The following is a 23,313-nucleotide window of genomic DNA, read 5'->3' on the forward strand; positions in this document are numbered from 1 at the left end:
CGAGGCTCCGACGCGAAGTGCCCTTACTGCGGTGGGCGACCGTTCGGGTCGATTCGCCCTTGGTCGCTGCGTCGCATGCGGTGTGCATCGTGCGGCAGATCGCTGTTTGTTTGACGCTTTTCTACGAGCAGATCCGCTGTTGACGATGCCGGAATTGGGCCGCTTGGGAATATCCGGCGGCGCTCTCGCTACGGCACCTGCTTTGGCATCCTTCGCCAGTCCCGCGTCGAGCCGGCATTCGGGTCGATGCCGGCATCGTTGGTGCCGATGATCCTGCCCTGTTCGTTCACCCAGAAATGTTGATACGTGTTGGGCAGCTCGACGGGCGTGCGCGGGTCATGAGGGTTGGCGTAGGTCTGCACATTGCCCAGCGTCTCGCGGAATTGGCGGTTGTTGCGGTCGGTGGAGGCCCCGCGCGCGTCGGTCACGGCCTGCCAGTTCTTCTGCGACCAGGCGCGGTATTCCTGGGCGGCCTGCGCGTAGGCCGTGGAGTTCTGCAGGTTCTGCTGCATCACACCGCGCGCTAAACGCGGCGCCGTCGCTGGTCGCCCAGCAACAGCGCCTACTCGACCGTAGCCAGCACCTTCACACTGCCATCCACCGCCGCCTTGTCGATGTAAGCCACGCTCTTCGGATCCGCTGCCACGGCCTTCTTGATCGCGGCGACGTCTGCCGCCTCCTTGGGCGCCTGGGCCTTGCCCGAGAACACGAGGCGGGCCCACGTGGCCTTGATCTGGGAGAGGTCGCGGCCGGTGGCCTTCTTGTAGAACTCGGCTTTGATGGCCGCTGCCTCCGGCTGGTCGACCGGGTTCAGGGCGGTGTTCTTGCCGAGGAAGACGTCGGAGACCTGGTCCTTGGACATGGGCGCAGCCGAGGGGTGGCCTACGACGACGATGTCGGCGGCGATTGCAGAGGAGGCAGCCGTGAAGGCCGCGAGCAGGGCGGCGCCCGCCATCAGATGCTTGTGCATGGCGCGTCCTTTCAGAAGACGAAGTCGAGGGCGACGGTCGTGATGCCGACCTTCTTGCCCGAGGGGTCGATGACGAGGAACTGCTGGCCGGTCTGGCTGGCGCGTTCGTACTGGGCCTTCAGCGCCATGCCGGTCTTGAAGTCCCAGCGCAGGCCGACGGCGTCGGTGGTTGCCGGGCCGAGGCCGGCGAGGGCCACGCCCGTGTACTTCAGGTAGGAGTGGATGGCGTAGGGCATCCACTCGCCGACACGGTAGCCGGCCGTCACGTAATAGCTGCGGGTGTCGAAGACCTTGCCCGAGGTCTTGCGCATGATGTATTCGGCCATCACGAGCAGGCTGCCGTTGTCGTACTGCGCGCCCACGCCAGTGAAGGCGTCGCGGAAATGGTCGGTCGGGATGAAGGGGTGGGAGACGTAGACGTTGCTCGCGTCCTGCGTGACCGTGTGGCCCAGGCGGAGCTGCCAGTCGCCCTTCTCGGCCGTCACGTTGACGCTGCCCAGGCGCTTCCAGGCGCTGTCGTTGGTGGCCATCCCGAGTTGCGGGCCCAGGTCGAAATAGAGCTTGGCCTTGGCCTGGCCGAAGGTGGGTTGCACCGTCAGGTTGACGTCGCCCAGGCGCACGCGATAGGTGGCCTGCGCGCCGTCGATGGACGTGACCGGGAAGCCGAGATAGGCCTGGGCCGGTGTGCGCACCCAGTGCTGGCTGTAGCCGACGTTGCGGCTGTCCGACAGCATGAAGGCCGGCAGCGCGACGCGGCCGACGCGGGCGCTCAGCTCGTCGGTGATCTGGGCCTGCGCGTACAGCCATTCGACGTCGACCTTGTCCTTGCCGTCGCGGCGCAGGGCCAGCAGCTGGCCGGTGGCCGAGAAGGTGTCGTTGAACTTGGCGGTGGCCTGCACGCCCAGGCGCGAGTCCACGCCGAAGTCGACATTGCCATGGCTGCCCTTGTCCTGGCGCCAGTTGGCGCGGAAGGCGGTGGTGTCGCTGCTGGAGCGCACGGCCGACAGCGTGCCGTAGCCGCCGAAGGTGTATTCGGTGGCGCTGGCGCCGAGGGCAGCGGTGGCCAGGGCGGAGGCCACCGCGAGGCGAAGAATGGGTTTCATCGTGGGGTTCAACGGGTTGTGTGGAGGACCGCCGGGCACAGGCGGCGGCCTGGCTCTGCATCGCTGCGCAGCCCGGCTGGGGATGCGTTGAATTCATCTTAAGACGAACAAAAGTTCGTAAATAGAGGCGACGATGTCGGATGCCATGGCTTTCGTGCGATCCGTCACCGGATGGCCAGATCAAGCATCAAACCGGCCTTAGGCCCGCTGAAAAGGATTGCTTTGGCCATATTTGCACCACATCAGGGCAAATGCGAGCATTGTTCGCACTTCCGGTGAAAGCGTGAGAAGCTGCCTGGATGCGAACAAAGCGTCTCAATAAGATGGCCTTCATTCGCATTTCCACGGCCAGCCAGGAGCGCCCCATGAACTTCAGAACCAAGATCTGGATGCTGCCGATCAGCGCAGCGCTGGTCTTCATCGTCGGCTCGAGCGTCAGCTACGTGGTCGGCTCTCGCACCTCGGCGCAGATGGAGCACCTGCGCGACGTGGACTACCCCTACATGGAAAGCGTTGCCCGCATCGACCGCGGCGCCGAGGAGTTCCGCCTGACGCTGCAGTCGGCCGCTGCCGAGGGCGACGACAGCAAGCTCAAGGAGGTTGAGGATGTGGTGGCCGGCGTGCGCAAGTCGGTGGCCGAGGCCGCCGGGCTCGATGGCAAGGCCGACGCCGCGCGCAGCCTGGGCGGCGCCTTCGACACCTACCAGGGCGCCGCGCTGGAGGCGACGCGGGCGATGCTGGCCCAGAAGGACGCCGGTGACTCGGTCAAGCGCATGCAGACCGGTCTGGCCGATTTCAACCAGCGCCTGCAGGCCGACAAGCAGGTGGCCGCCGAGGCCGTGAGCCAGGCGCAGGCGGCGGCGCTGGCCGGCGTGAAGGCCAATGGCTGGGTGGGGCTGGGCACCGGCATCGTCGTGCTGCTGGTGCTGGGCATGGCCTCGCGCCTCATCCTCGCGTCGGTCTGGCGCGAGCTGGGCGACGAGCCGGCGCGGCTGCAGCGCTTCGTGCAGCGCGTGGCCGACGGCGACCTCAGCAGCGAAGGCGGCGATGCCTCGGTGCCGGGATCCCTGCATGCGGCCGTGATCGCCATGGTCAGCCGCCTGGGCCAGACGGTCAGCACCATCCGGCACGCCACCGATTCCATCGCGGTGGCCTCACGCGAGATCGCGGCGGGCAGCATGGACCTGAACACCCGCACCGAGCAGACCTCGGCCAACCTGCAGCAGACGGCCTCGTCCATCTCGCAGCTGACCGGCAGCGTGCACCAGAGCGCCGAGGTGGCGCGCACGGCTGATGACCTGGTCAGCACCGCCTCGCAGGCGGCGCAGCGCGGCGGCGAGATCGTGGCCCAGGTCGTGACGAGCATGGACCAGATCAACGACGCCTCGCGCAAGATCAACGACATCATCAGCGTCATCGACGGCATCGCCTTCCAGACCAACATCCTGGCGCTGAATGCCGCTGTCGAGGCTGCACGGGCCGGTGAACAGGGGCGGGGCTTTGCCGTCGTGGCGGGCGAGGTGCGCACGCTGGCTCAGCGCAGCGCGCAGGCTGCCAAGGAGATCAAGACGCTGATCGGCGCTTCGGCCGAGAAGGTCAGCAGCGGCAGCCGGCTGGTGAAGGATGCCGGCGGCGCCATGCAGGAAATCGTCGACGGCGTGCGCCGCGTGACCGAGATGATTGGCGAGATCAGCAACGCCGCCCAGGAGCAGGCCTCGGGCATCTCGCAGGTCGACAACTCCGTCAACGAGCTGGACCGAATGACGCAGCAGAACGCCGCGCTGGTGGAGCAGTCCGCCGCCGCGTCGGAAAGCCTGCAGGAGCAGGCGCAGCGGCTGGCCGAAGCGGTGAACGTGTTCCGCGTGAGTGAAGCGGAACCCGCCTGAAGCCTCAGCCGCCCAGCGCGGCCTTCAACCCGCCCCAGGTCTCGCGGAAGAGGCCGGTGTCCATGCGCTTGACGTCACGCACGATGGGCTTGAAGTCCATGTGCGCGAGCACGTCGCGCTCCAGGTCGATGCCCGGCGCGATCTCGGTCAGCTCCAGGCCGTCCTCGCGCAGATGGAAGACGGCGCGCTCGGTGACGAACACGACCTGCTGGCCACGCTGCGCCGCATCGCGGCCGTTGAAGGTGATCTGCTCGACTTGGTTGATGAACTTGCGCGAGCGGCCCTCGGTCTCGATGTGCAGCTGGCCGTCGCCGATCTGCAGCGCCAGGCCGCCGGCCGTGAAGCTGCCGCAGAACACCAGCCGCTTCGTCGAGCGCGTGATGTTGACGAAGCCGCCGCAGCCCACCGGCCGGCCGTTGAACTTGCTGACGTTGACGTTGCCCGCCGCGTCCACCTGGGCCAGGCCCAGGAAGCTCGCGTCCAGGCCGCCGCCGTCGTAGAAGTCGAACTGGAAGCTCTGCTCGATGATGGCCTCGGCGTTGTAGGCTAGGCCGAAGTCGCCCAGCTGCGCCGGGATGCCGCCGGTCACGCCGCTCTCGATGCTCAGCGTCAGCGCGTCGGCCATGCCCTCCTCGGCGGCGACCGACGGGATGCCCGCCGGGATGCCGATGCCCAGGTTGGTGATGGCGCCAAGCTTCAGCTCCATGGCCGCACGGCGGGCGATGACCTTGCGCTCGTCCAGCGGCATGACGGCCAGGCTGCCGGTGGGCACGCGGATGTCGCCGCACAGCGCGGGGTCGAACTGCGTGGCGATGGTCTGCATGTGGTTGCGCGGCTCGGCGACGACGACGTAGTCGATGACGACGCCGGGGATCTTGACGGCCTTGGGGTGCAGCGTGCCGGCCTTGACGATGCGCTCCACCTGGCAGATGACGATGCCGCCGCTGGCGCGCGCGGCCTGGGCGATGGAGAGCTGCTCGAGGATGACGCCTTCCTTGTCCAGCGTGATGTTGCCGTGCTCGTCGGCCAGCGTGCCGCGGATCAGCGCGACGTCGATCTTGGGCGCCTTGTAGTACAGCCACTCCTCGCCTTCGAACTCGACGAGGCGCACCAAGTCTTCGGTCGAGCGGCTGTTCATCTTGCCGCCCTCCAGGCGCGGGTCGACGAAGGTGCCCAGGCCCACCTTGGTGAGCACGCCGGGCGAGCGGCAGGCGATCTGGCGCGTCAGGTGCGACAGCGAGCCCTGCGGGAAGTTGTAGGCCTCGACGTCGCCGTTGAAGACCATCTTCATCATCTCGGGGCCGGTCTGGCCGAAGTGGCCGGCGACGACGCGCTTGATCATGCCGGCGTGGGCGAAGTGCTTCATGCCCGCCGCGCCGGAGTTGCCGATGGCGCCGCAGGCCCAGGTGCTGACCTGCTGCGGGTGGCCGGTGGACAAGAAGTGCTGTTCGAGGGCCGCGAGCAGTTCCTCCGGCAGGCTGGTGACGGCCAGGCCGCCGAGGAAGAGAGTGGCGCCGTCGGGGATGAGTGCGCCGACGTCGGCGGGGTGGATGACTTGCATGGGTTTGACCGGTTAGCGGTTGCGGGAATCGGTGACGCGCAGCACGGTGGCGAGGCCCGTGTCGCCGGCCGCGCAGCCGGTGAAGAGGCCCACACCGCCACCGCGCAGCACTAGTTCCTCGATCAGCTCGATGACGCCGCGCAGGCCTGTTGGCGCCTGCGGGTGGCCCCAGACGAGGGAGCTGCCGTAGTTGTTCATGCGCTCCCACGCGAAGCCGATGTCGGCGGCCAGTGCGAGGTCGTTGACGGCGAAGGGGTTGTGCGTCTTGACGGCATCCAGCTCGCTCGCGGCGACGCCGGCGCGCTTCAGTGCGGCCAGCGCGGCGGGGCCGGGCGCGGCGGGCATGTAGCCGGCCTGCTCGCGGTGCATGCCGAAGCTCAGCAGCTCGATCTCGATGCCGGGCTCCGCCGATACCTCGCGGGCGAACTCGCGCGTGGTGACGATGGCGCCGGCATTGCCGTCGGCCGGGTGGGTCTGGCCGCCGAAGGTGACAGTGCCGCCTTCGAGCACGGGCTTGAGTTTGGCCAGGCCCTCGGCCGTCGTCGGGAAGATGCCCTCGTCAGTCGAAAGCACGCCGGTGCTCTTCTTGAAGCGGCTGTCGGACAGCGGCACGTCGACCATGTAGCGCTTCTGGAAGGCGCGGTCGTCGGCCAGGGCCTGTTGGTACTGCTCATGCCGGCGCAGCTTGACGGCGTGCTGCTGGGCGGTCGTGAAGCCGTAGCGCGCGGCGACGTTCTCGCCGGTCTGCAGCATGGAGTTCTTCGCGTAGGGATCGCGGGCCATGTTGTCCAGCACCCAGCGCTCGGTGATGCCGTAGCCGCCGCTGCCGCTCGGGTCCGGGTATTGCACGACCGGGCCGTTGGACTGGCGGTCGGCCATCACCAGCAACGCGCATTGGGCGGTGCCTTCGCGCAGCTCGCCGGCGGCCATCTGCAGCGCGCGCACGCTGGTGGCGCAGGCCTGCTGAATGGTCGGGCCGGCGACGCGGTCCATGCCCATCAGGCCGGTGACATAGGGCAGGCCGTAGAAGCCGCCGACCTGGGGGTTGGTCACGCCCAGGATGCCGAGGTCGATCGCCTCGGTCGGGAAGCTGCGCGCCGCCAGCGCGTTCTTGCCGCACAGGGCCGCCAGCTGCAGCGCGTTCAGGTTGGCCAGCGAGCCCTGCCACTTGGCAAAGGGCGTGGACCAGTAGGCCCCGTAGGGGATGTAGGCGCTCATGGGATGTCTCCAAACAACTTGATTTCATCGTATAACGATTAAAAGATGTAATCAAGTGGTTGGTTGTATGCGCAATGTCTCCTGCGATGTGTCGAAAATTTAGCTTGAAATGATTCAAACATTGAACTATCATTCAATCCATTGAGTAGTTCAACGACTGAATCAAATGAACCTTGCTGATCCCACCCTGCCGGCGGAACTTCCGGTCGAAGGCCTGCTGGCGACGCTGGACCTGTTGAAGATCAACCGCGCCGGCGCCGTGCTGCATCTGCGCCTGAACCGCGCCGCCAAGCGCAACGCGATCTCGGACGAGCTGATCCTGCAGATCCACACCGCGCTGCTGCACCTGCCGGCCGACGTCGGTGCCGTGCTGATCAGCGGCGAGGGCGCCCACTTCTGCGCCGGCCTGGACTTGTCGGCCTTGGTGCAGCGCGACATCGGCGGCGCGGTGCTGCACTCGCGCAGCTGGCATGTCGCCTTCGATGCGCTGCAGTACGGCCGCGTGCCGGTCGTCGCGGCCCTGCATGGCGCGGTGGTCGGCGGCGGGCTGGAGCTGGCCTCGGCCTGCCACATCCGCGTGGCCGACGACAGCGCCTACTTCGGCCTGCCCGAGGGGCAGCGCGGCCTCTTTGTCGGTGGCGGCGGCTCGGTGCGTGTCCCGCGCCTGATCGGCGTCGCTCGCATGACCGACATGATGCTGACCGGCCGCGTCTACGCCGCTGAGGAGGCCGAACGCATCGGCCTGGTTCAGTACCGCGTCGGCGAAGGCGAGGCGGTGGCCAAGGGCATGGAGCTGGCCCAGAAGGCTGCCCGCGCCGCGCCGATGACGGCCTATGCGGTCATGCATGCCTTGCCGCGCATCGCCGAGCAAAGCCCGGCAGAGGGCCTGTTCACCGAATCGCTGATGTCCGCCGTGGCAGCCAGCACGCCCGAGGCCCAGGCCCGGCTGCAGGCCTTCCTCGACGGCAAGGCCTCCAAGGTGGTGAAGTCATGAGCGCGCCGTTCCGCTTTGCGCGCGTGGCGGGCTGCGTCGAGGCGAGCCTGACGATGCAGGCCGACGGCAGCCAGGTGCTGACGTCGACCGAGCCGCTGGAGGACTACCCGCCGCGCCTGACCGATGTGCTGGAGCAATGGGCCGCGGCCGTGCCTGACCGCACCTTCATCGCCCAACGCGATGCGACTGGCGAATGGCAGCACCTCAGCTACACCGCCATGCTGGCCCGCGCCCGCGCCGTGGGCCAGGCGCTGCTGGACGCCGGCGTCACGGCCGAGCGCCCGCTGGCCATCCTGTCCGACAACAGCCTGGAGCACGCCACGCTGATGATGGCCGCGATGTGGGCCGGCGTGCCCTATGTCAGCGTGTCGGTGGCCTATGCGCTGGTGTCCAGCGACTTCGCACGGCTGCGCCACATCCTCGGCGTGCTGACGCCGGGCCTCATCTACGCGGCGCATGAAGGCTTTGGCCGCGCGATCGCGGCGGTGGTGCCGGCCGATGTGCCCGTGGTGCTCGGTCGCGGCGAACTGCAGGACCGCTCCAGCACACCGTTCGCGGCCATGCTCGCCACCGAGCCCGGCCCCGCGTTGGAGGCCGCCCACGCTGCTGTCGGCCCCGACACCGTCGTCAAGATCCTCTTCACCAGCGGCAGCGCCAGCGCGCCCAAGGGCGTCGTCACGACGCAGCGCATGCTCTGCGCCAACCAGCAGATGCTGCGCCAGTGCATGGCCTTCCTGGCCGACGAGCCGCCGGTGCTGCTGGACTGGCTGCCCTGGAGCCACACCTTCGGCGGCAGCCACAACCTCGGCATCGCCCTCTACAACGGTGGCAGCCTCTACATCGACGATGGCAAGCCCACCCCCAGCGCCTTTGCGCAGACGGTGCGCAACCTCAAGGAGGTCTCGCCCACCGTCTACTTCAACGTGCCCAAGGGCCTGGAGGAACTGGTCAACGCGATGGACCACGACACGGCCCTGCGCGATGCCTTTTTCCGCAAGGTCAAGGCCATCATGTTCGCGGCGGCCGGCCTGTCGCAGGCGGTGTGGGACAAGCTCGACCAGCACGCCATCGCCGCCTGTGGCGAGCGCGTGCGCGTGCTGACCAGCCTGGGCATGACCGAGACGGCGCCGTCCTGCGTCTTCCTCGTCGGCACGCATGCGCGCTCGGGCCACATCGGCCTGCCTTGCCCGGGTGTCGAGACCAAGCTGGTGCCGCTGCAGGGCAAGCTGGAGGTGCGCTTTCGCGGCCCCAATGTGATGCCGCGCTATTGGCGCGAGCCGGCGCTGACGGCCGCTGCCTTCGACGACGACGGCTTCTACCGCACCGGCGATGCGGTGCGCCTCGTCGACCCTGATGATCTCGCGCTGGGCCTGATGTTCGACGGCCGCATCGCCGAGGACTTCAAGCTCTCCACCGGCACCTTCGTCAGCGTCGGCCCGCTGCGCGCGCGCATCACGCTGCAAGGCCACCCCTATGTGCAGGATGCGGTGCTGACGGGCCTGAACCGCGACCAGCTCGGCGCGTTGATCTTTCCGCGCCTGGCGGACTGCCGCAAACTCAGCGGCCTGGGCGCCGAAGCCTCAGCCGCCGACGTGCTGCACCACCCCAAGGTGCAGGCGGTCTTCCAGCAGCTGACCGACACCCTCTACGCCCAAGGCACCGGCAGCGCCAACCGCATCGAGCGCCTGCATGTGCTGGTCGACCCGCCGTCAGTCGAGCACGGCGAGATCACCGACAAGAACTCGATCAACCAGCGCGCGGTGCTGAGCCATCGCGCGGCCCTGGTCGAGGCCCTTTACGCGGGCGATGACCCGTGGCTCATCCGTCCGAACAAACCCTCCAAGGAGACCCCATGAAGATTCAAGACCAGGCCGCCATCGTCACCGGCGGCGGCTCCGGCCTCGGCGAGGCCGTGGCGCGTGAGCTTGCGAAGCAAGGCGCCAAGGTCGCCGTGTTCGACATCAACGCCGCCGGTGCCCAGCGCGTCGCGGCGGAGATCGGCGGCATCGCTTGCACTTGCGACATCACCGACACCGCATCGGTGACCGCGGCGCTCGACGCGGCCGAGGCTGCCCACGGCCCGGCGCGAATCGTCATGAACATCGCCGGCATCGGCACCGCCAAGCGCGTCATCGCCCGCGACGGCTCGCCCGCGCCGCTGGAGGACTTCGAGCGCGTCGTGCGCATCAACCTCGTCGGCACCTACAACGTCATCCGCCTGGCTGCTGCGCGCATCGCCAGGCTGGAAGGCCTGGAAGACGGCGAACGCGGCGCCATCCTGTGCACCGCCTCGGTCGCCGCCTTCGACGGCCAGGTGGGGCAGGAAGCCTATTCCGCGTCCAAGGCCGGCGTCGTCGGCATGACGCTGCCGCTGGCGCGCGACCTGGCCCAGCACGGCATCCGCGTCTGCACCATCGCGCCGGGCCTGTTCGCCACGCCGCTGCTGAAGGAGCTGCCCGAGGAGGTGCAGGCCAACCTGGCCGCCTCCATCCCTTTCCCCAAGCGCCTGGGTAAGCCCGAGGAGTTCGCGGCACTGGCGGCGCACTTCGTCACCAACGGGCATCTGAACGGCGAGGTGATCCGCCTGGACGGCGCGCTGCGCATGGCGCCCCGATAAAACGCTTGCGGCATCATGGCGGGATGGCAACCAAGACCAAGAAGACCGAACTGCAAGCCGGCGTGCTGGACTCGGTGATCGGCTACCGCATCGCCAAGGCCCGCATCACCACGCAGGCCCTGTTCATCCGCCATGTCGGCAAGCCGTTCGCGCTGCGGCCGGTGGAGTTCTCGCTGCTGATGCTGCTGCAGGCCAACACGGAGCTGGCACCCAGCCAGCTCAGCGACGCGCTGGCCCTGTCGCGCCCCCACCTGACGCTGCTGCTGGACCGCATGCAGGAGCGTGGCTGGATTGGCCGCGAGCGCAGCGAAGTGGACCGGCGTTCGCAGCAGGTGCGGCTGACCGAAGCCGGCGCCGCGCTGGCCGCTGAGGTGGCCGGGCGCGCGCCGGACATGGAAGTCGAGCTGCAGAGCGTTCTGTCTGCCGCCGAGCGGGCGATGCTGATCGAACTGCTCGACAAAGTGGCCGCGCATGGCGGCTATGTGCGCGAGGACGAAGAGGCTTAGAACTCCTCGGTGTCGATCTCGGTTTGCGTGGTGGCGTTGTAGCGCGCGCCACTTATCGTCTGGCGGTTGATCAACACATCGAGCCGCTTCAGCGTCGCCGCGTCCAGCTCCAGCTTGGGCGCCGCCATCAGCTCCCACAGGTGATCGGGCTTGGAGGTGCCGGGGATGGGCACGATGTGCTCGCCCTGGTGCAGCAGCCAGGCCAGGGCCAGCGTCGCCGGTGCGCAGTTCAGCCGCGCGGCTTCGTCCTGGAAGCCATCCAGCAGCTTCAGGTTGGCCGCGTAGTTCTCCGGCGAGAAGCGCGGCATGCCGCGGCGGATGTCCTTGGGTTCCAGCTTGCTCACATCGCGCAGCTCGCCGCCGAGAAAACCGCGCGCCAGCGGGCTGAAGGCGACGAAGGCGATGCCCAGCTCGCGGCAGGTGTCCAGCACGGCGATCTCGGGGTTGCGCGTCCACAGCGAATACTCGGTCTGCAAGGCCGCGATCGGGTGCACGGCATGGGCGCGGCGCAAGGTGGCGGCCGAGACCTCGGACAGGCCCAGCGCCCGCACCTTGCCGGCTTTGACCAACTCGGCCATCGCGCCCACGCTGTCCTCCACCGGCACCTTGGCATCCAGCCGGTGCAGATAGAGCAGGTCGATGACGTCAGTGCGCAGCCGCTTCAGGCTGGCCTCGACGCTTTCGCGGATGGTGTCCGGCCGACCGTCGATGACGCGCTGGCCGTTGACGCCGTGCATGCCGCATTTGCTCGTCAGCACGAAGCGCTCGCGGTGATGCGACATCACATCGCCCAGCAGCTCCTCGTTGGCGCCAAAGCCATACAGCGCCGCCGTGTCGAACAGCGTGATGCCGCCGTCCAGCGCGCCGTTCAGCACGGCCGCTGCCACCTGGCGCGAAGGCGGCACGCCATAGGCATGGCTCAAGTTCATGCAGCCCAGGCCGATGGCCGAGACTTCAAAGGGGCCGATGCGGCGTGTCTTCATGCCGCGTTCAGCTGTTGTTCGAGCTGGTGCAGCACGCGGTAGCAAGGCAGCACCTGGGCCACGCTGCTGTTGGGCTCGCGGCCCTCGCGGATGGCGGCGAAGAACTCGCGGTCCTGCAGCTCGATGCCGTTCATGGACACGTCCACTGCCGACACGTCGATCTTGTTCTCCTTGCCGTCGAACAGGTCGTCGTAGCGGGCGAGATAGGTGCCCGTGTCACCGATGTAGCGGAAGAAGGTGCCCAGCGGCCCGTCGTTGTTGAAGGACAGGCTCAGCGTGCAGATGGCGCCGTTGGCGGCCTTGAGCTGGATGCTCATGTCCATCGCGATGCCCAGCGTCGGGTGGATGGGGCCTTGCAGCGCATGGGCCTGCACGACCGGGCTCTGCGCCTGGTAGGCGAACAGGTCGACCGTGTGCGCGGCGTGGTGCCACAGCAGGTGGTCGGTCCAGCTGCGCGGCTGGCCGAGGGCATTCATGTTGGTGCGGCGGAAGAAATAGGTCTGCACATCCATCTGCTGGATGTTGAACTCGCCGGCGGCGATCTTCTTGTGCACCCACTGGTGGCTGGGGTTGAAGCGCCGCGTGTGGCCGGACATGGCGACCAGGCCCGACTGCTTCGCCACGCTGATGACCTCCTCGCCATCGGCCAGCACGTCGCACAGCGGAATCTCCACCTGCACATGCTTGCCGGCCTTGAGGCAGGCCAGGGTCTGGCTGGCGTGCATCTGCGTCGGCGTGCACAGGATGACGGCGTCGACCTCGGGCAGGGCCAGCGCGTCGGCCAACTCGGTGGTGACGTGGCCAATGCCGTACTTGTTCGCCACCTCACGGGTCTTGTCCAGGTCGCGGCTGATCAACGAGACGACCTCGACACCATCGATGTTCTTGATGCCATCGAGGTGCTTGATGCCGAAGGCGCCGGCGCCGGCCAGCGCGACCTTGATCTTGCTGCTCATTACGTGTTCTCCAGGATGAGGTGTCCCACGGCCGTGTTGGAAGCAGGCACGTGATAGAAGCGATGCGCGACTTTCGGAGCTGCGCCGCCGTTGACATCGGCCATTGCGCCACGGGCGATCAGCCACATGACGAGCTCGATGCCTTCCGAGCCGGCTTCGCGCACGTACTCGTCATGCGGCACGCGCGACAGGGCGTCGGGCTCGCTGATGAGGCGGTCCAGGAAGCGGTTGTCCCACTCGCGGTTGATGAGGCCGGCGCGTGGGCCTTGCAGCTGGTGGCTCATGCCGCCGGTGCCCCAGATCTGCACATTCAGGTCCGGCCCGTAGGACTCCACCGCGCGGCGGATGGCCTGGCCCAGCATGAAGCAGCGGCGGCCCGATGGCACCGGGTATTGCACGACGTTGACCGCGAAGGGGATGACGGTGCAGGGCCAGGCGCCCTTGACGGGATCGGGCTGGCCACACATCAGTGACAGCGGCACGGTGAGGCCGTGGTCGACGTCCATGCGGTTGACGATGGTGAGGTCGAAGTCATCCTGGATGACGCTGTGCGCGATGTGCGAGGCCAGCTCCGGGTGGCCGATGACCGGTGGCACCGGGCGCGGGCCCCAGCCTTCGTCGGCCGGCTCGAAGCGCGCGGCCGTGCCGATGGCGAAGGTGGGGATCATGTCCAGGCTGAAGGCCGTGGCGTGATCGTTGTAGACGAGGAAGACGACGTCCGGGCGCTGCTCCGCAAGCCAGCGTTTGGAGAAGTCGTAGCCGGCGAAGACGGGCTGCCAGTAGGGTTCGGTGGTTTTGCCCAGGTCCAGCGCCGCGCCGATGGCGGGCACGTGCGAGGTGTAGACGGAAGCGGTGATGCGGGCCACGGTTACTGGCCTCCCTTGGGGGTCTTGCCGGCCTGACCCTGGGGCTGCCGGTGCGCCTGCGCATCGCCGTCCTCACCGATGCGGCGGTTGCCCTCTACCGAACGACCACCTGACACCATCATGTTGCGGTATTCCTCTTCCGTCATGCCCGTCATGCTGCCCGCCATCTGCTGGAAGCTCTTGCCATCGGTCGCGCCGATCTTGGCCAGGAAGTAGATGTTGCCGCCGAGCCGAATGCACTCGTTGAGGTCGCGAGCCACCACGGCGGCCTTCTGCGCGTCCGTCATCGGCCACTCGTCCAGATAGGCTCGCTCATCGGCCTTGAAGCGGGCGCGGTTGTCCGCCTTCATCAGCGACATGCAGAACTGGTTGAGCCAGTAGCCCTTGCGGGACTGCTCGGCGTCGAAGATGGTGGTGCCGGGGATGTCGGTGTAGGACTTGTCGAGAGGCATCAGCTTTCCTCCGGCCAGTAAAGGCGCATCGGGTTGGTCACCAGCAGCTGGCGTTGCAGCTCGGGCGTCGGCGCGATTTGCGGAATGAAGTCCACCAGCAGACCGTCGTCGGGCATGTGGTCCTTCAGATTGGGGTGGGGCCAGTCGGTGCCCCAGAGTACGCGGTCGGGGAACTCGTCCATGACGCGGCGGGCGAAGGGCACGACGTCACGGTAGGCGGATTGCTCGCCATCCAGCGCGCGTGGCCCGGTAACGGACAGGCGCTCGGGGCAACTGAGCTTGCTCCACACATTGGCGTGCTCGCGCATGAACTTCAGGAAGAGCTCGAACTCAGGGCCGTCCACCGGCTTGCTCACGTCGGGCCGACCCATGTGGTCGACGACGACGGTGGTGGGCAGGGCGGTGAAGAAGTCCCACAGCTCGGGCAGGTCGGCGGCCTCGAAATAGATGACGACATGCCAGCCCAGCTTGGCGATGCGTGCAGCGATCTCCTGCAGCTCGTCCTTGGGCGTGAAGTCCACCAGCCGCTTGACGAAGTTGAAGCGCACGCCGCGCACGCCGGCCGCGTGCATGCGCTGCAGCTCGTCGTCGCTGATGCCGCGTTTGACGGTGACGACACCGCGGGCTTTGCCGTTGGAGCTTTGCAAAGCATCGATCAGTGCGCTGTTGTCGGCGCCATGGCAGGTCGCCTGCACGACGACGTTGCGCGCAAAGCCGAGGTGGTCGCGCAGCGCGAACAGCTGTTCCTTGCTGGCGTCGCAGGGCGTGTACTTGCGTTCCGGCGCGAAGGGGAACTTCTCGCCGGGGCCGAACACATGGCAATGCGCGTCGACGGCGCCAGCGGGCAGTTGGAAATGCGGCTTGCTGGGGTTGGCGTACCAGTCCAGCCAGCCGGGGGTCTTGGTGAATTCCATATCAGTCGATATAGCGCAGGCCGGCCTTCTCGAGCGGCTCGCGCATCTTGTACATGTCCAGCCCGAGCACGCCCGAAGCCAGCTTGGCGCGCTTCTCGCCTTCGAAGCTTTCGCGCTTCAAGGCCGCTTCCAGCGTCTCGACGGCACGCGCCGCCGGCACGCAGACGACGCCATCGTCATCCGCCACGATGACGTCACCCGGCGTGACGAGCATGCCGGCGCAGACGACGGGGATATTGACCGAGCCGATGGTGGCCTTGATGCAGCCCTTGCTGCTGATGCACTTGCTCCACACCGGGAAGCCCATCTGCTGCAGCGTCTTCACGTCGCGCACACCGGCATCGATGACGAGGGCGCGCGCGCCGCGGGCCTGGAAGGAGGTGGCGAGCAGGTCGCCGAAATAGCCGTCCGTGCATTCGGCGGTGATGGCCGCCACGACGATGTCGCCAGGCTGAATCTGCTCGGCCGCGACATGCATCATCCAGTTGTCACCCGGGTGCAGCAGCACGGTGACGGTCGTACCGGACACCTGAGCGCCTGGGTAGATGGGCCGCATATAGGGCTTGAGCAGGCCGACGCGACCCATGGCCTCGTGCACGGTGGCCGAGCCGAGCGCGGCCAGGCCGTTGGCGGCGGTGCGGTCGGCGCGCTGGATGTTGCGGTAGACAACGCCAAGTTCGTACATGGTCAGAGGCCTTTCGCTTTCAGTTGCGCATCCAGGCGCGGGAAGACGCGGCGGGCATTGCCCTCGTAGATGGCGTGGCGCTCCTCGTCGTTGAGGTTGGCCGTTGCCCCCACATAGCGCTTGGTGTCGTCGTAGTAATGGCCGGTCTCGGGGTCGATGCCGCGCACCGCTCCGATCATCTCGCTGGCGAACAGGATGTTCTTGACCGGGATCACGTCGGTCAACAGGTCGATGCCGGGCTGGTGGTAGACGCAGGTGTCGAAGAAGATGTTGTTCAGCAGGTGCTCGTCCAGCAGCGGCTTCTTCAGCTCCTGGGCCAGGCCGCGGAAGCGCCCCCAGTGGTAGGGCACCGCGCCACCGCCGTGGGGGATGAGGAACTTCAGCGTCGGGAAGTCCTTGAACAGGTCGCCCGTCAGGCACTGCATGAAGGCCGTCGTGTCGGCATTCAGGTAGTGCGCGCCGGTGGTGTGGAAGCAGGCATTGCAGCTGGTGGAGACATGGATCATGGCCGGGATGTCCAGCTCGACCATCTTCTCGTAGACGGGGTACCAGTGGCGGTCGGTCAGCGGTGGGCTGGTCCAGTGGCCGCCGGAGGGGTCGGGGTTCAGGTTGATGCCGACGTTGCCGTACTGCTCCACGCACTTGACCAGTTCGGGAATGCAGCTTGCCGGGTCCACGCCAGGCGACTGCGGCAGCATGGCAGCCGGCACGAAGTGGTCGGGGAAGAGCTGGGCCACGCGGTAGCAGAGCTCGTTGCAGATGGCGGCCCAGGTGCTCGACGTCTGGAAGTCGCCGATGTGGTGGGCCATGAAGCTGGCGCGCGGGCTGAAGATGGTCAGGTCCGAGCCGCGCTGCTTCATCAGCTTGAGCTGGTTGGTCTCGATGGACTCGCGCAGCTCGTCGTCGCTGATCTTCAGGCTGCTGGCGCTGGGCGCCTTGGACGGGTCCTTGAGGCCGGCGATCTGCAGGTCGCGCCAGGCGCCGAGTGCCGCCGGCGCGGTCGTGTAGTGGCCGTGAACGTCGATGATCATCAGAGCTTCTCCTTGTTGTCAGTGCGCCAGTGCTGTGCGGGCGTTGCGGTCATCGGCGAAACCATCGGCATCGCGCTTGATCCACAGCGCCGCGGCGGCCAGGGCGCCGGGCACGGCCAGCACCAGGAAGACGGTGCCAATGCTGGCATGCATGGCGCTCAGTTGCGCCACCAGCAGCGAGCCCAGGATGCCGCCGAAGCGGCCGATGCCCAGCATCCAGGACACGCCGGTGGCGCGGGCATTGGTGGGGTAGAAGGCCGCGGCCAGGGCCGGCAGCGACGACTGCGCGGTGTTCATCAGCACGCCGGCCAGGAAGACGCAGACGACCAGTGCGCCGACGTTGCCCGTCATCTGGCCGATGGACCAGATGGCCACCGAAGTCAGCGCAAAGCCCAGGGCCACGATGCGGTTGGGCTCGACGCGGTCCATCAGCCAGCCGAAGAACACGGCGCCGACGCCGCCGAGGGGGAAGAGGGCGGAGATCAGCGTGGCGGTGCGCGGCTCGATGCCGGCCTCCTTGAACAGCAGCGGCATCCAGTTGATCAGCGCGTAGAAGATCACCAGGCCCATGAAGTAGGCCACCCACAGCATCAGCGTGCCCAGGCGGTAGGAGCGTGCCAGCACCTGGGCCAGGCCGCCGCGTTCGTTGGTGACGACGCGGGTCTCGCTGAGGGTGAAGCGTTCGATCTGGTGCACCTGCGGGCCGGCGATGCGGGCCAGCGCGGCGCGGATGCGCTCGACCGGGTGGCGGCGCGTGACCATGAAGCGCACCGACTCGGGCAGCAGCAGCAACAGGCCGACCGTCAGCAGCAGCGGCGCGATGCCGCCCAGCACCAGCACGCTCTGCCAGCCCCATTGCGGGATCATCCAGGCGGCCAGGAAGCCGCCGAAGGCCGCGCCCAGCGGAAAGCCGCAGAACATCAAATTGGTCAGCGTGGAGCGACGCGCGGTGGGGCAGTACTCGCTCATCAGCGTGACGGCGCTGGGCATGGCCGAGCCCAGGCCCAGGCCGGTAATGAAGCGCAGCACGCTGAGCTCCGTCAGGTTGGTGGCGAACGCCGAGGCCAGCGTGGCCACGCCGAAGAGCAGCACCGTCACCGTCAGCACACGCTTGCGGCCCAGCCGGTCGGCGATGGGGCCCGATAGCAGCGCGCCGGCGGCCAAGCCGAACAGAGCGGCGCTGAGCACCGGGGCCAGCATGGGCTTGGTGACGCCCCAGTCCTTGATCAGCGATGGCGCGATATAGCCGATGGCCGCGGTGTCGAAGCCGTCCAGCAGCACGACGAAGAAGCACAGCGCGAAGACCACCCACTGCCAGCCGGACAGGGGGTGGTCGTCGATGAGGCGCTGCACGTCCACGGCACGCGTGCCGGGAGCGGGGATGTTCGAGGTCTGCAAGCTTGTCTCCTGTTGTCGTTGAGGTCAGCGCGCGTCAGGGGCTGCGCGCATGCCGTGTTGCTGTTTGAGCGATTCGGTGGCGGGGCCGGCCATGAAATCCAGCAGCGCCTGGGCCGCCTCGGGCTGGGCCGCGTTGGCCATGACGGCGCCGCTGAAGCGGGTGACCATGTCCACCGCTGCCGGCATGCCGCCGAGCAGCGTGATGCCAGGCAGGTCCATCAACTCGCTGTATTGCTGGAAGCCCAGTTCGACCTCGCCGGTGGCCACCAGGCTGCCCACCGGCACGCCGGGGCGGGCCTGTACGAGGCGGTCCTTCAGCGCGTCCATCAGGCCCCAGCGCTCGAAGAGCTTCATCAAGCCGGTGCCACTGGGTCCGGTCGAGTAGCCAATGCTGCGGGCCTGCAGCACGGCGGCGCGCAGGGTGGCTTCGCTGCCGATGTCGGGGGGTGCGGCGCCGGCGCGAACGGCAAGTGCGACGCTGGAGTCGGCGATGGCGCGCACGCTGCCGGGCTTCAGCCGGCCGGCGGCGTCGAGCTTGGTGATGGCGTCGCTGGCCAGTACGACGACGTCGAAGGCCTCTCCGTCCTGCACGCGGCGCGCGGCGTCCACGCCGCCCACCGACTCCATATGCACGGCGGGCGCGCCGGTCTGGGCATGGGCTTGCGCCAGGGCCGTCAGCAGATGGCGCGTGGCCATGGACGAGATCAGGGTGAGGGCAGTGCTCATGGAGGGTGATTCTTCGCAGTGCAGCCCTGTCACGCTAGGTCTGGCTGCTGCTAGCAGCTATAGCGATCCGGCATGGGCTCTGCCAAGATGCGGGCATGACGTTGAACCAGATCGAGTACTTCATCCAGGTGGCCGAGCACGGCAGCTTCAGCAAGGCGGCCCTGGTGTTGAACGTGGCCCAGCCGGCGCTGAGCCGCCAGGTGCGGGCGCTGGAGACCGAGCTGCACGAGACCCTCTTCCTGCGCAACGGCCGCGGCGTGGAACTGACTGAAGCCGGGCGGCGGCTGCTGGAGCATGGCCAGGGCATCCTGCACCTGGTGTCCCAGGCGCGCGACGACCTCAGCGCCCACCGCAATGAGCCTGTCGGCCAGATCGTCGTGGCCATGCCGCCGACGCAGGCGCGCATGCTGACGCTGCCGCTGATCGAGGGCTTCAAAGCCAGTTGCCCGCGCGCCCGCCTCGTTGTCATGGAAGGTTTCTCGACCCATCTCACCGAGTGGTTGGTGTCGGGCCGCGCCGACCTGGCCCTGGTCTACAACCCCGAGCCGCTGCCGTCGCTGGAGATCCTGCCGCTGCGCGAGGAGCCCTTGCTGCTGCTGAGCCCGGCCGACGCAGCGCCGAGCGGGCCGTTGAGCTGGAGCGAGCTGTCGCGCCTGCCGCTGGTGATGCCGCAGCGCGGCCATGTGTTTCGCAAGCGCATGGAGGAGGCCGCGGCCATGGCCGGCGTGCAACTGCGCGTGGAGTGGGAGGTGTCCAGCGTGCCGGCCATCCTCGACCTCGTCGCCGCCGGCCTGGGCCATGCCACGCTGGGCGCGGACGCACTGCGGGCCTTCGAGCACCCCGAGCGCCTGGCCGTCACGCCCTTCGAGGCCGGCGACGTGAAGACGACGCTCTGCCTGGTCACGCCGGCGCTGAAGCGCTCAACGCCGCTGACTCAGCGCACTGCGGCCTTGTTGATGAAGCTGGTCCGTGAACCGCGCCCTCACCAGGGCAAGCCGACGTAGTTCTCCGCCATCGAGGTCATAGCGGCCTCGGAGCTGACGACGTATTCCAGTTCGGCGCGATGCAGCTTGGCGTCGATCTCGGGCTCGTGCGGCAGGTTGTGCATCAGGCTGGTGAACCACCAGGAGAAGCGCTCGGCCTTCCAGATGCGCGACAGGCAGCGGGCGGAGTAGTGCTCGATGCCGGCTTCACTCTTCTCGCGGTAATGCTCGATGAAGGCCTGCGACAGGTAGTGCACGTCGGACGCGGCGAGGTTCAGCCCCTTGGCACCCGTGGGCGGCACGATGTGGGCAGCGTCTCCCGCCAGGAAGAGGCGGCCGAAGCGCATGGGCTCGGCGACAAAGCTGCGCAGCGGCGCGATGCTCTTTTCCAGCGACGGGCCGGTGACGAGAGATGCAGCCGCCGCCGGATCCAGGCGCGAGCGCAGCTCGTTCCAGAAGCGCTCGTCGCTCCAGTCGCTGGCCTGCTCGGTCAGCGGTACCTGCAGGTAGTAGCGGCTGCGCGTGCTGGAGCGCATGCTGCACAGCGTGAAGCCGCGCTCGTGGCGGCCATAGATCAGCTCGTGTGACACGGGCGGCGTGTCGCTGAGCAGGCCCAGCCAGCCGAAGGGGTAGACCTTTTCGTGGGTCTTGATGGCCTCGGGCGGCACGCTGGCGCGGCTGACGCCGTGGTAGCCGTCGCAGCCAGCGATGTAGTCGCACAGGATCTCGATGCGCTCGCCGTCCACCGTGCAGCGCGCACCGGGTTGGTCGCCGTCAAAGCCGAACAGCTCCACGTCGGAGGCTGAATACAGCGTCTGCTCGCCCACCGCGGCGCGCGCTTCCATCAGGTCGCGCGTCACCTCCGTCTGGCCATAGACCATGACCGATTTGCCGCCGGTCAGCCGGCTCAGGTCGATGTGATGGCGCTGGCCGTCGAACATCAACTCGAAGCCGTGGTGCACCAGGCCCTCGGCATGCATGCGCGAGCCGACACCGGCCTGGTCCAGCAGGTCCACCGTCGTCTGCTCCAGCACGCCGGCGCGGATGCGGCCGAGCACGTAGTCGCCGGTCTGGCGTTCGACGATGGTGTTGGCCACGCCGGCCTTGTGCAGCAGTTGGCCCAGCAGCAAGCCCGAGGGCCCCGCGCCGACGATGAGCACCTGGGTGCGCAATGTCTTCATGTCTCGCTCCACTGTTCTTTGATGCCACGGAGCGTAGGCCTGCGAGCTTGAGCGGGCAATGGACGGCAGGAACGTGTACTTGCACAATTCGAACCTATGCCAAAGGTCCTGCCCATCACGTCGCCACCGCTCTATGAGCTGTATGGCGAGATGGGGCGGGATGCGGCGCTGGACGGTCTGCACATGGAGTCAATCGCCGACCGCAGCCGATTGCACAATTGGGAAATCCAGCCGCACCGGCATGGGACGCTGGTGCAACTGCTGCTGATCGAGTCCGGCCTCGCCCACGTGCAGATCGACGGGCAGCTGCTGGAGCTGCAGGCACCGGCCGTTGTCTGGGTGCCGATGCTGGTGGTGCATGGCTTTGCGTTCTCGCCGGAGACGCAGGGGTACGTCATCACGCTGGACCAGGCGCGGGTCAGGAGCTTGGTCGGCAACTCACGTGGGTTGTGGGAAGGCCTGAGTGCCTCGCGCGCCGCTGCGCTGGAAGTCGGATCACCGCAAGGCCAGACGCTGCTCGCGATGGCCCGCGCGCTGCGCGACGACTACGCCGGCACCTCGCCCTGGCGTGCCCAGGTGCTGGACGGCGCCGTGCTGATGGCTGCGGCCTTGGTGGCCCGGCTGCCACCGCTGGTTGCAGAAATCGTCGAGGCCGCCGAACCCGAGGGTCGGGCCATGCAGCACCTGGCGCGCTATCGCGAGCAGGTCGAACGCCATTACCGCAGCCACCCGACCCTTGACACCCTGGCTGCGCCGCTGGGCATCACGACGACGCAGCTGAACCGCCTGTGCCGCCAGCATCTGCGTTGCTCGGCGCTGGACGTTCTGCATCAGCGCCTGCTGCTGGAGGCCAAGCGCGAGCTCGGCTACACGACGCTGCAGGTGCGCCAGATCGCCGATGGCCTCGGCTTTGCCGACCCGGCCTATTTCACGCGCTTCTTCCTGCGGCTGACGGGGCAGTCGCCGAGCGCCTGGCGATCGGAGCGCTAGAGCTGCAGCTTGTCCCGCAGGTCGTACCAAAGCGCCCCCATCGCCGTCAGCGGCACGCGCAGCAGCCGGCCGCCCGGGAAGGGGTAGTGAGGCAGCGTCGCGAACGCATCGAAGCGCTCGGCCTGGCCGCGGATGGCCTCGGCCAGCACGCGGCCGATCAGGTGGGTGAAGGTGACGCCATGGCCCGAGCAGCCTTGCGAGTAATAGATGTTGGGTGCGAGCCGTCCCACCTCGGGCAGGCGCGACAGCGTCAGCAGGAAGTTGCCGGTCCAGCCGTAGTCGATGCGCACGCCCTTGAGCTGCGGGAAGGTCTTGAGCAGCTTCGGCCGCACGATGGATTCGACATGGGCCGGGTCACGCGCGCCGTAGATGACGCCGCCGCCGTAGATCAGCCGGCGGTCGGCCGACAGGCGGAAGTAGTCGAGCAGGAAGTTGCAGTCTTCCACGCAGTAATTGCTGGGCAGGATCTCGGGGAAGCGATCGCCCAGCGGCTCGGTGGCGACGACCTGGGTGCCGCAGGGCATGGAGCGCGCCGCGAGCTGGGGCTCCAGGCCGCCGAGGTAGGCGTTGCCTGCGACGATGACGAAGCGCGCCTTGACGCTGCCCTCGGCCGTGTGCACGACGGCGGGATCGCCGCGATCGATGCGCACCACGGCCGAGTCTTCATGGATGACGCCGCCCAGCGACTCGAAGGCCATCGCCTCGCCTTGCGCCAGCCGCAGCGGGTGCACATGGCCGGTGCTGCGGTCCAGCAGCGTGGCGCGGTAGCGGTTGGTGCCGACGGCGGCTTCACTCGCTTGCGCGTCCAGCATCTCCAGCTCGCGGTGGCCGAAGCGCTCCCACAAGGCCTTGTGATGCTCCAGCTGGCGCACCTGTCGCGCGGTGATGGCCGCGAACATGCCGCCGGGCTGGAAGTGGCAGTCGATGCCATAGCGCTGGATGCGCTCCTTGATGATGGCTGCGCCCTCGAAGGCCATCGCGCCGAGCGCGCGTGCCGCAGCCGTGCCGTGACGGGCCTCGATGACGTCCAGGTCGCGCGAATAGCTGTGTACCAGCTGGCCGCCATTGCGGCCCGAGGCGCCCCAGCCGACGCGCTGGCCTTCCAGCACGATGACGCGGTAGCCAGCCTCGGCCAGGTGCAGCGCGGTGGAGAGGCCCGTGTAGCCGGCGCCGATGACGACGGCGTCGGCCTCGACGCTGCCTTGCAGCCTGGGGCGCGGCGGCTGCGGCAGGCCGCTGGCCGCATAGAAGGACGGCGCGTGGCCGCCCGTGGGTTGGGTCGTTGTCTGCATG

23 protein-coding genes and 1 pseudogene are annotated in these 23,313 nt (G+C 67.9%); 7 read left to right on the forward strand and 17 right to left on the reverse strand.

What is annotated here, in order from left to right; translation table 11 throughout:
- Positions 1–188: 188 nt before the first annotated feature.
- Genes AC07V5_RS28100 through AC07V5_RS28110 form a run of 3 tightly spaced genes read right to left on the reverse strand, consistent with a single transcriptional unit; the run spans position 189 to position 2,073 of the window.
- Positions 189–512 (reverse strand): hypothetical protein, encoded by a 324-nt coding sequence (locus tag AC07V5_RS28100; RefSeq protein WP_495118912.1) that lies wholly within the window; start codon positions 510–512, stop codon positions 189–191.
- A gap of 50 nt (positions 513–562) precedes the next feature.
- Positions 563–970 (reverse strand): hypothetical protein, encoded by a 408-nt coding sequence (locus tag AC07V5_RS28105; RefSeq protein WP_495118913.1) that lies wholly within the window; start codon positions 968–970, stop codon positions 563–565.
- Between the two features lie 11 nt (positions 971–981).
- Entirely contained in the window at positions 982–2,073 is a 1,092-nt protein-coding gene (locus AC07V5_RS28110; RefSeq protein WP_495118914.1) for a hypothetical protein, read from the reverse strand.
- Positions 2,074–2,438: 365 nt separating this feature from the next.
- Between AC07V5_RS28110 and AC07V5_RS28115 the strand changes: the two genes are divergently transcribed.
- On the forward strand, positions 2,439–3,959 hold the full coding sequence (locus AC07V5_RS28115; RefSeq protein WP_495118915.1) for a methyl-accepting chemotaxis protein: 1,521 nt from the start codon (positions 2,439–2,441) through the stop codon (positions 3,957–3,959).
- Positions 3,960–3,963: 4 nt separating this feature from the next.
- Here the strand turns inward: AC07V5_RS28115 and AC07V5_RS28120 are convergent, their stop codons facing one another.
- The 3 genes and pseudogenes from AC07V5_RS28120 to AC07V5_RS28130 all read right to left on the reverse strand — a co-directional run.
- Positions 3,964–5,520 (reverse strand): acyl CoA:acetate/3-ketoacid CoA transferase, encoded by a 1,557-nt coding sequence (locus tag AC07V5_RS28120; protein WP_495118916.1) that lies wholly within the window; start codon positions 5,518–5,520, stop codon positions 3,964–3,966.
- Positions 5,521–5,532: 12 nt separating this feature from the next.
- Positions 5,533–5,889 carry a hypothetical protein gene (locus tag AC07V5_RS28125; protein WP_495119343.1) on the reverse strand — a complete coding sequence of 119 codons (357 nt, stop codon included), beginning with the start codon at positions 5,887–5,889 and terminating at the stop codon, positions 5,533–5,535.
- Between the two features lie 120 nt (positions 5,890–6,009).
- A pseudogene (locus AC07V5_RS28130) lies at positions 6,010–6,738 on the reverse strand (thiolase family protein); the annotation flags it as partial.
- A 166-nt stretch (positions 6,739–6,904) separates the two neighbouring features.
- On the opposite strand from AC07V5_RS28130, the gene AC07V5_RS28135 reads away from it, so the two are divergent.
- Genes AC07V5_RS28135 through AC07V5_RS28150 form a run of 4 tightly spaced genes read left to right on the forward strand, consistent with a single transcriptional unit; the run spans position 6,905 to position 10,855 of the window.
- The gene (locus AC07V5_RS28135; protein ID WP_495118917.1) at positions 6,905–7,732 is read left to right on the forward strand and encodes a crotonase/enoyl-CoA hydratase family protein; all 828 of its coding nucleotides are present in this window, start codon (positions 6,905–6,907) and stop codon (positions 7,730–7,732) included.
- On the forward strand, positions 7,729–9,588 hold the full coding sequence (locus tag AC07V5_RS28140; protein WP_495118918.1) for a feruloyl-CoA synthase: 1,860 nt from the start codon (positions 7,729–7,731) through the stop codon (positions 9,586–9,588). Before AC07V5_RS28135 ends, AC07V5_RS28140 begins: the two co-directional genes overlap by 4 nt.
- Positions 9,585–10,349, forward strand: a complete 765-nt coding sequence (locus AC07V5_RS28145) for an SDR family NAD(P)-dependent oxidoreductase (protein ID WP_495118919.1) — start codon at positions 9,585–9,587, stop codon at positions 10,347–10,349. Before AC07V5_RS28140 ends, AC07V5_RS28145 begins: the two co-directional genes overlap by 4 nt.
- A 23-nt stretch (positions 10,350–10,372) precedes the next feature.
- The gene (locus AC07V5_RS28150; RefSeq protein ID WP_495118920.1) at positions 10,373–10,855 is read left to right on the forward strand and encodes a MarR family winged helix-turn-helix transcriptional regulator; all 483 of its coding nucleotides are present in this window, start codon (positions 10,373–10,375) and stop codon (positions 10,853–10,855) included.
- On the opposite strand, the gene AC07V5_RS28155 is transcribed toward AC07V5_RS28150, so the two are convergent.
- The 9 genes from AC07V5_RS28155 to AC07V5_RS28195 are packed head-to-tail and all read right to left on the reverse strand — an operon-like array spanning position 10,852 to position 18,866.
- On the reverse strand, positions 10,852–11,838 hold the full coding sequence (locus tag AC07V5_RS28155) for an aldo/keto reductase (RefSeq protein ID WP_495118921.1): 987 nt from the start codon (positions 11,836–11,838) through the stop codon (positions 10,852–10,854). The two genes, AC07V5_RS28150 and AC07V5_RS28155, sit on opposite strands and share 4 nt — an antisense overlap.
- A complete protein-coding gene (locus AC07V5_RS28160; RefSeq protein ID WP_495118922.1) occupies positions 11,835–12,794 on the reverse strand; it encodes a Gfo/Idh/MocA family oxidoreductase in 960 nt (319 codons plus the stop codon). The genes AC07V5_RS28155 and AC07V5_RS28160 overlap by 4 nt, the downstream gene beginning before the upstream one ends.
- Complete coding sequence (locus AC07V5_RS28165; RefSeq protein ID WP_495118923.1) at positions 12,794–13,660, reverse strand: class III extradiol dioxygenase subunit beta; 867 nt, start codon at positions 13,658–13,660, stop codon at positions 12,794–12,796. Before AC07V5_RS28165 ends, AC07V5_RS28160 begins: the two co-directional genes overlap by 1 nt.
- 2 nt (positions 13,661–13,662) lie before the next feature.
- The gene (ligA, locus tag AC07V5_RS28170; protein WP_495118924.1) at positions 13,663–14,112 is read right to left on the reverse strand and encodes a protocatechuate 4,5-dioxygenase subunit alpha; all 450 of its coding nucleotides are present in this window, start codon (positions 14,110–14,112) and stop codon (positions 13,663–13,665) included.
- Positions 14,112–15,026 (reverse strand): amidohydrolase family protein, encoded by a 915-nt coding sequence (locus AC07V5_RS28175; RefSeq protein ID WP_495118925.1) that lies wholly within the window; start codon positions 15,024–15,026, stop codon positions 14,112–14,114. The genes ligA and AC07V5_RS28175 overlap by 1 nt, the downstream gene beginning before the upstream one ends.
- Before the next feature lies 1 nt (position 15,027).
- Positions 15,028–15,711, reverse strand: coding sequence for a 4-carboxy-4-hydroxy-2-oxoadipate aldolase/oxaloacetate decarboxylase (gene ligK / locus AC07V5_RS28180; RefSeq protein ID WP_495118926.1), 684 nt, complete (start codon positions 15,709–15,711; stop codon positions 15,028–15,030).
- A 2-nt stretch (positions 15,712–15,713) separates the two neighbouring features.
- Positions 15,714–16,742 (reverse strand): amidohydrolase family protein, encoded by a 1,029-nt coding sequence (locus AC07V5_RS28185; RefSeq protein ID WP_495118927.1) that lies wholly within the window; start codon positions 16,740–16,742, stop codon positions 15,714–15,716.
- Between the two features lie 18 nt (positions 16,743–16,760).
- On the reverse strand, positions 16,761–18,140 hold the full coding sequence (locus tag AC07V5_RS28190) for an MFS transporter (RefSeq protein ID WP_495118928.1): 1,380 nt from the start codon (positions 18,138–18,140) through the stop codon (positions 16,761–16,763).
- A gap of 24 nt (positions 18,141–18,164) precedes the next feature.
- Positions 18,165–18,866, reverse strand: coding sequence for a substrate-binding domain-containing protein (locus AC07V5_RS28195; RefSeq protein WP_495118929.1), 702 nt, complete (start codon positions 18,864–18,866; stop codon positions 18,165–18,167).
- A gap of 95 nt (positions 18,867–18,961) precedes the next feature.
- On the opposite strand from AC07V5_RS28195, the gene AC07V5_RS28200 reads away from it, so the two are divergent.
- The gene (locus AC07V5_RS28200) at positions 18,962–19,870 is read left to right on the forward strand and encodes a LysR family transcriptional regulator (RefSeq protein ID WP_495118930.1); all 909 of its coding nucleotides are present in this window, start codon (positions 18,962–18,964) and stop codon (positions 19,868–19,870) included.
- On the opposite strand, the gene pobA is transcribed toward AC07V5_RS28200, so the two are convergent.
- Positions 19,849–21,021, reverse strand: coding sequence for a 4-hydroxybenzoate 3-monooxygenase (pobA, locus tag AC07V5_RS28205; RefSeq protein ID WP_495119344.1), 1,173 nt, complete (start codon positions 21,019–21,021; stop codon positions 19,849–19,851). The genes AC07V5_RS28200 and pobA overlap by 22 nt on opposite strands.
- A gap of 105 nt (positions 21,022–21,126) precedes the next feature.
- Between pobA and AC07V5_RS28210 the strand changes: the two genes are divergently transcribed.
- A complete protein-coding gene (locus AC07V5_RS28210) occupies positions 21,127–22,020 on the forward strand; it encodes a helix-turn-helix domain-containing protein (protein WP_495118931.1) in 894 nt (297 codons plus the stop codon).
- Here AC07V5_RS28210 and AC07V5_RS28215 read toward each other — a convergent pair.
- The gene (locus tag AC07V5_RS28215; RefSeq protein ID WP_495118932.1) at positions 22,017–23,312 is read right to left on the reverse strand and encodes an NAD(P)/FAD-dependent oxidoreductase; all 1,296 of its coding nucleotides are present in this window, start codon (positions 23,310–23,312) and stop codon (positions 22,017–22,019) included. The two genes, AC07V5_RS28210 and AC07V5_RS28215, sit on opposite strands and share 4 nt — an antisense overlap.
- Position 23,313: the final 1 nt, after the last annotated feature.

This window comes from Roseateles sp. GW821-FHT02E12, from assembly GCF_059421665.1.

Excerpts from the sequence above, each read along its gene's own strand:
- ligA (WP_495118924.1), bottom strand. The coding sequence starts at position 14,112 with ATGCCTCTCGACAAGTCCTACACCGACATCCCCGGCACCACCATCTTC.
- AC07V5_RS28125 (WP_495119343.1), bottom strand. The coding sequence starts at position 5,889 with ATGCACCGCGAGCAGGCCGGCTACATGCCCGCCGCGCCCGGCCCCGCC.
- AC07V5_RS28175 (WP_495118925.1), bottom strand. The coding sequence starts at position 15,026 with ATGGAATTCACCAAGACCCCCGGCTGGCTGGACTGGTACGCCAACCCC.
- AC07V5_RS28195 (WP_495118929.1), bottom strand. The coding sequence starts at position 18,866 with ATGAGCACTGCCCTCACCCTGATCTCGTCCATGGCCACGCGCCATCTG.
- AC07V5_RS28135 (WP_495118917.1), top strand. The coding sequence starts at position 6,905 with ATGAACCTTGCTGATCCCACCCTGCCGGCGGAACTTCCGGTCGAAGGC.
- AC07V5_RS28140 (WP_495118918.1), top strand. The coding sequence starts at position 7,729 with ATGAGCGCGCCGTTCCGCTTTGCGCGCGTGGCGGGCTGCGTCGAGGCG.
- AC07V5_RS28210 (WP_495118931.1), top strand. The coding sequence starts at position 21,127 with ATGCCAAAGGTCCTGCCCATCACGTCGCCACCGCTCTATGAGCTGTAT.
- AC07V5_RS28105 (WP_495118913.1), bottom strand. The coding sequence starts at position 970 with ATGCACAAGCATCTGATGGCGGGCGCCGCCCTGCTCGCGGCCTTCACG.
- AC07V5_RS28155 (WP_495118921.1), bottom strand. The coding sequence starts at position 11,838 with ATGAAGACACGCCGCATCGGCCCCTTTGAAGTCTCGGCCATCGGCCTG.
- AC07V5_RS28150 (WP_495118920.1), top strand. The coding sequence starts at position 10,373 with ATGGCAACCAAGACCAAGAAGACCGAACTGCAAGCCGGCGTGCTGGAC.
- ligK (WP_495118926.1), bottom strand. The coding sequence starts at position 15,711 with ATGTACGAACTTGGCGTTGTCTACCGCAACATCCAGCGCGCCGACCGC.
- AC07V5_RS28110 (WP_495118914.1), bottom strand. The coding sequence starts at position 2,073 with ATGAAACCCATTCTTCGCCTCGCGGTGGCCTCCGCCCTGGCCACCGCT.
- AC07V5_RS28160 (WP_495118922.1), bottom strand. The coding sequence starts at position 12,794 with ATGAGCAGCAAGATCAAGGTCGCGCTGGCCGGCGCCGGCGCCTTCGGC.
- AC07V5_RS28185 (WP_495118927.1), bottom strand. The coding sequence starts at position 16,742 with ATGATCATCGACGTTCACGGCCACTACACGACCGCGCCGGCGGCACTC.
- AC07V5_RS28115 (WP_495118915.1), top strand. The coding sequence starts at position 2,439 with ATGAACTTCAGAACCAAGATCTGGATGCTGCCGATCAGCGCAGCGCTG.
- AC07V5_RS28145 (WP_495118919.1), top strand. The coding sequence starts at position 9,585 with ATGAAGATTCAAGACCAGGCCGCCATCGTCACCGGCGGCGGCTCCGGC.
- AC07V5_RS28100 (WP_495118912.1), bottom strand. The coding sequence starts at position 512 with ATGCAGCAGAACCTGCAGAACTCCACGGCCTACGCGCAGGCCGCCCAG.
- AC07V5_RS28200 (WP_495118930.1), top strand. The coding sequence starts at position 18,962 with ATGACGTTGAACCAGATCGAGTACTTCATCCAGGTGGCCGAGCACGGC.
- AC07V5_RS28120 (WP_495118916.1), bottom strand. The coding sequence starts at position 5,520 with ATGCAAGTCATCCACCCCGCCGACGTCGGCGCACTCATCCCCGACGGC.
- AC07V5_RS28215 (WP_495118932.1), bottom strand. The coding sequence starts at position 23,312 with ATGCAGACAACGACCCAACCCACGGGCGGCCACGCGCCGTCCTTCTAT.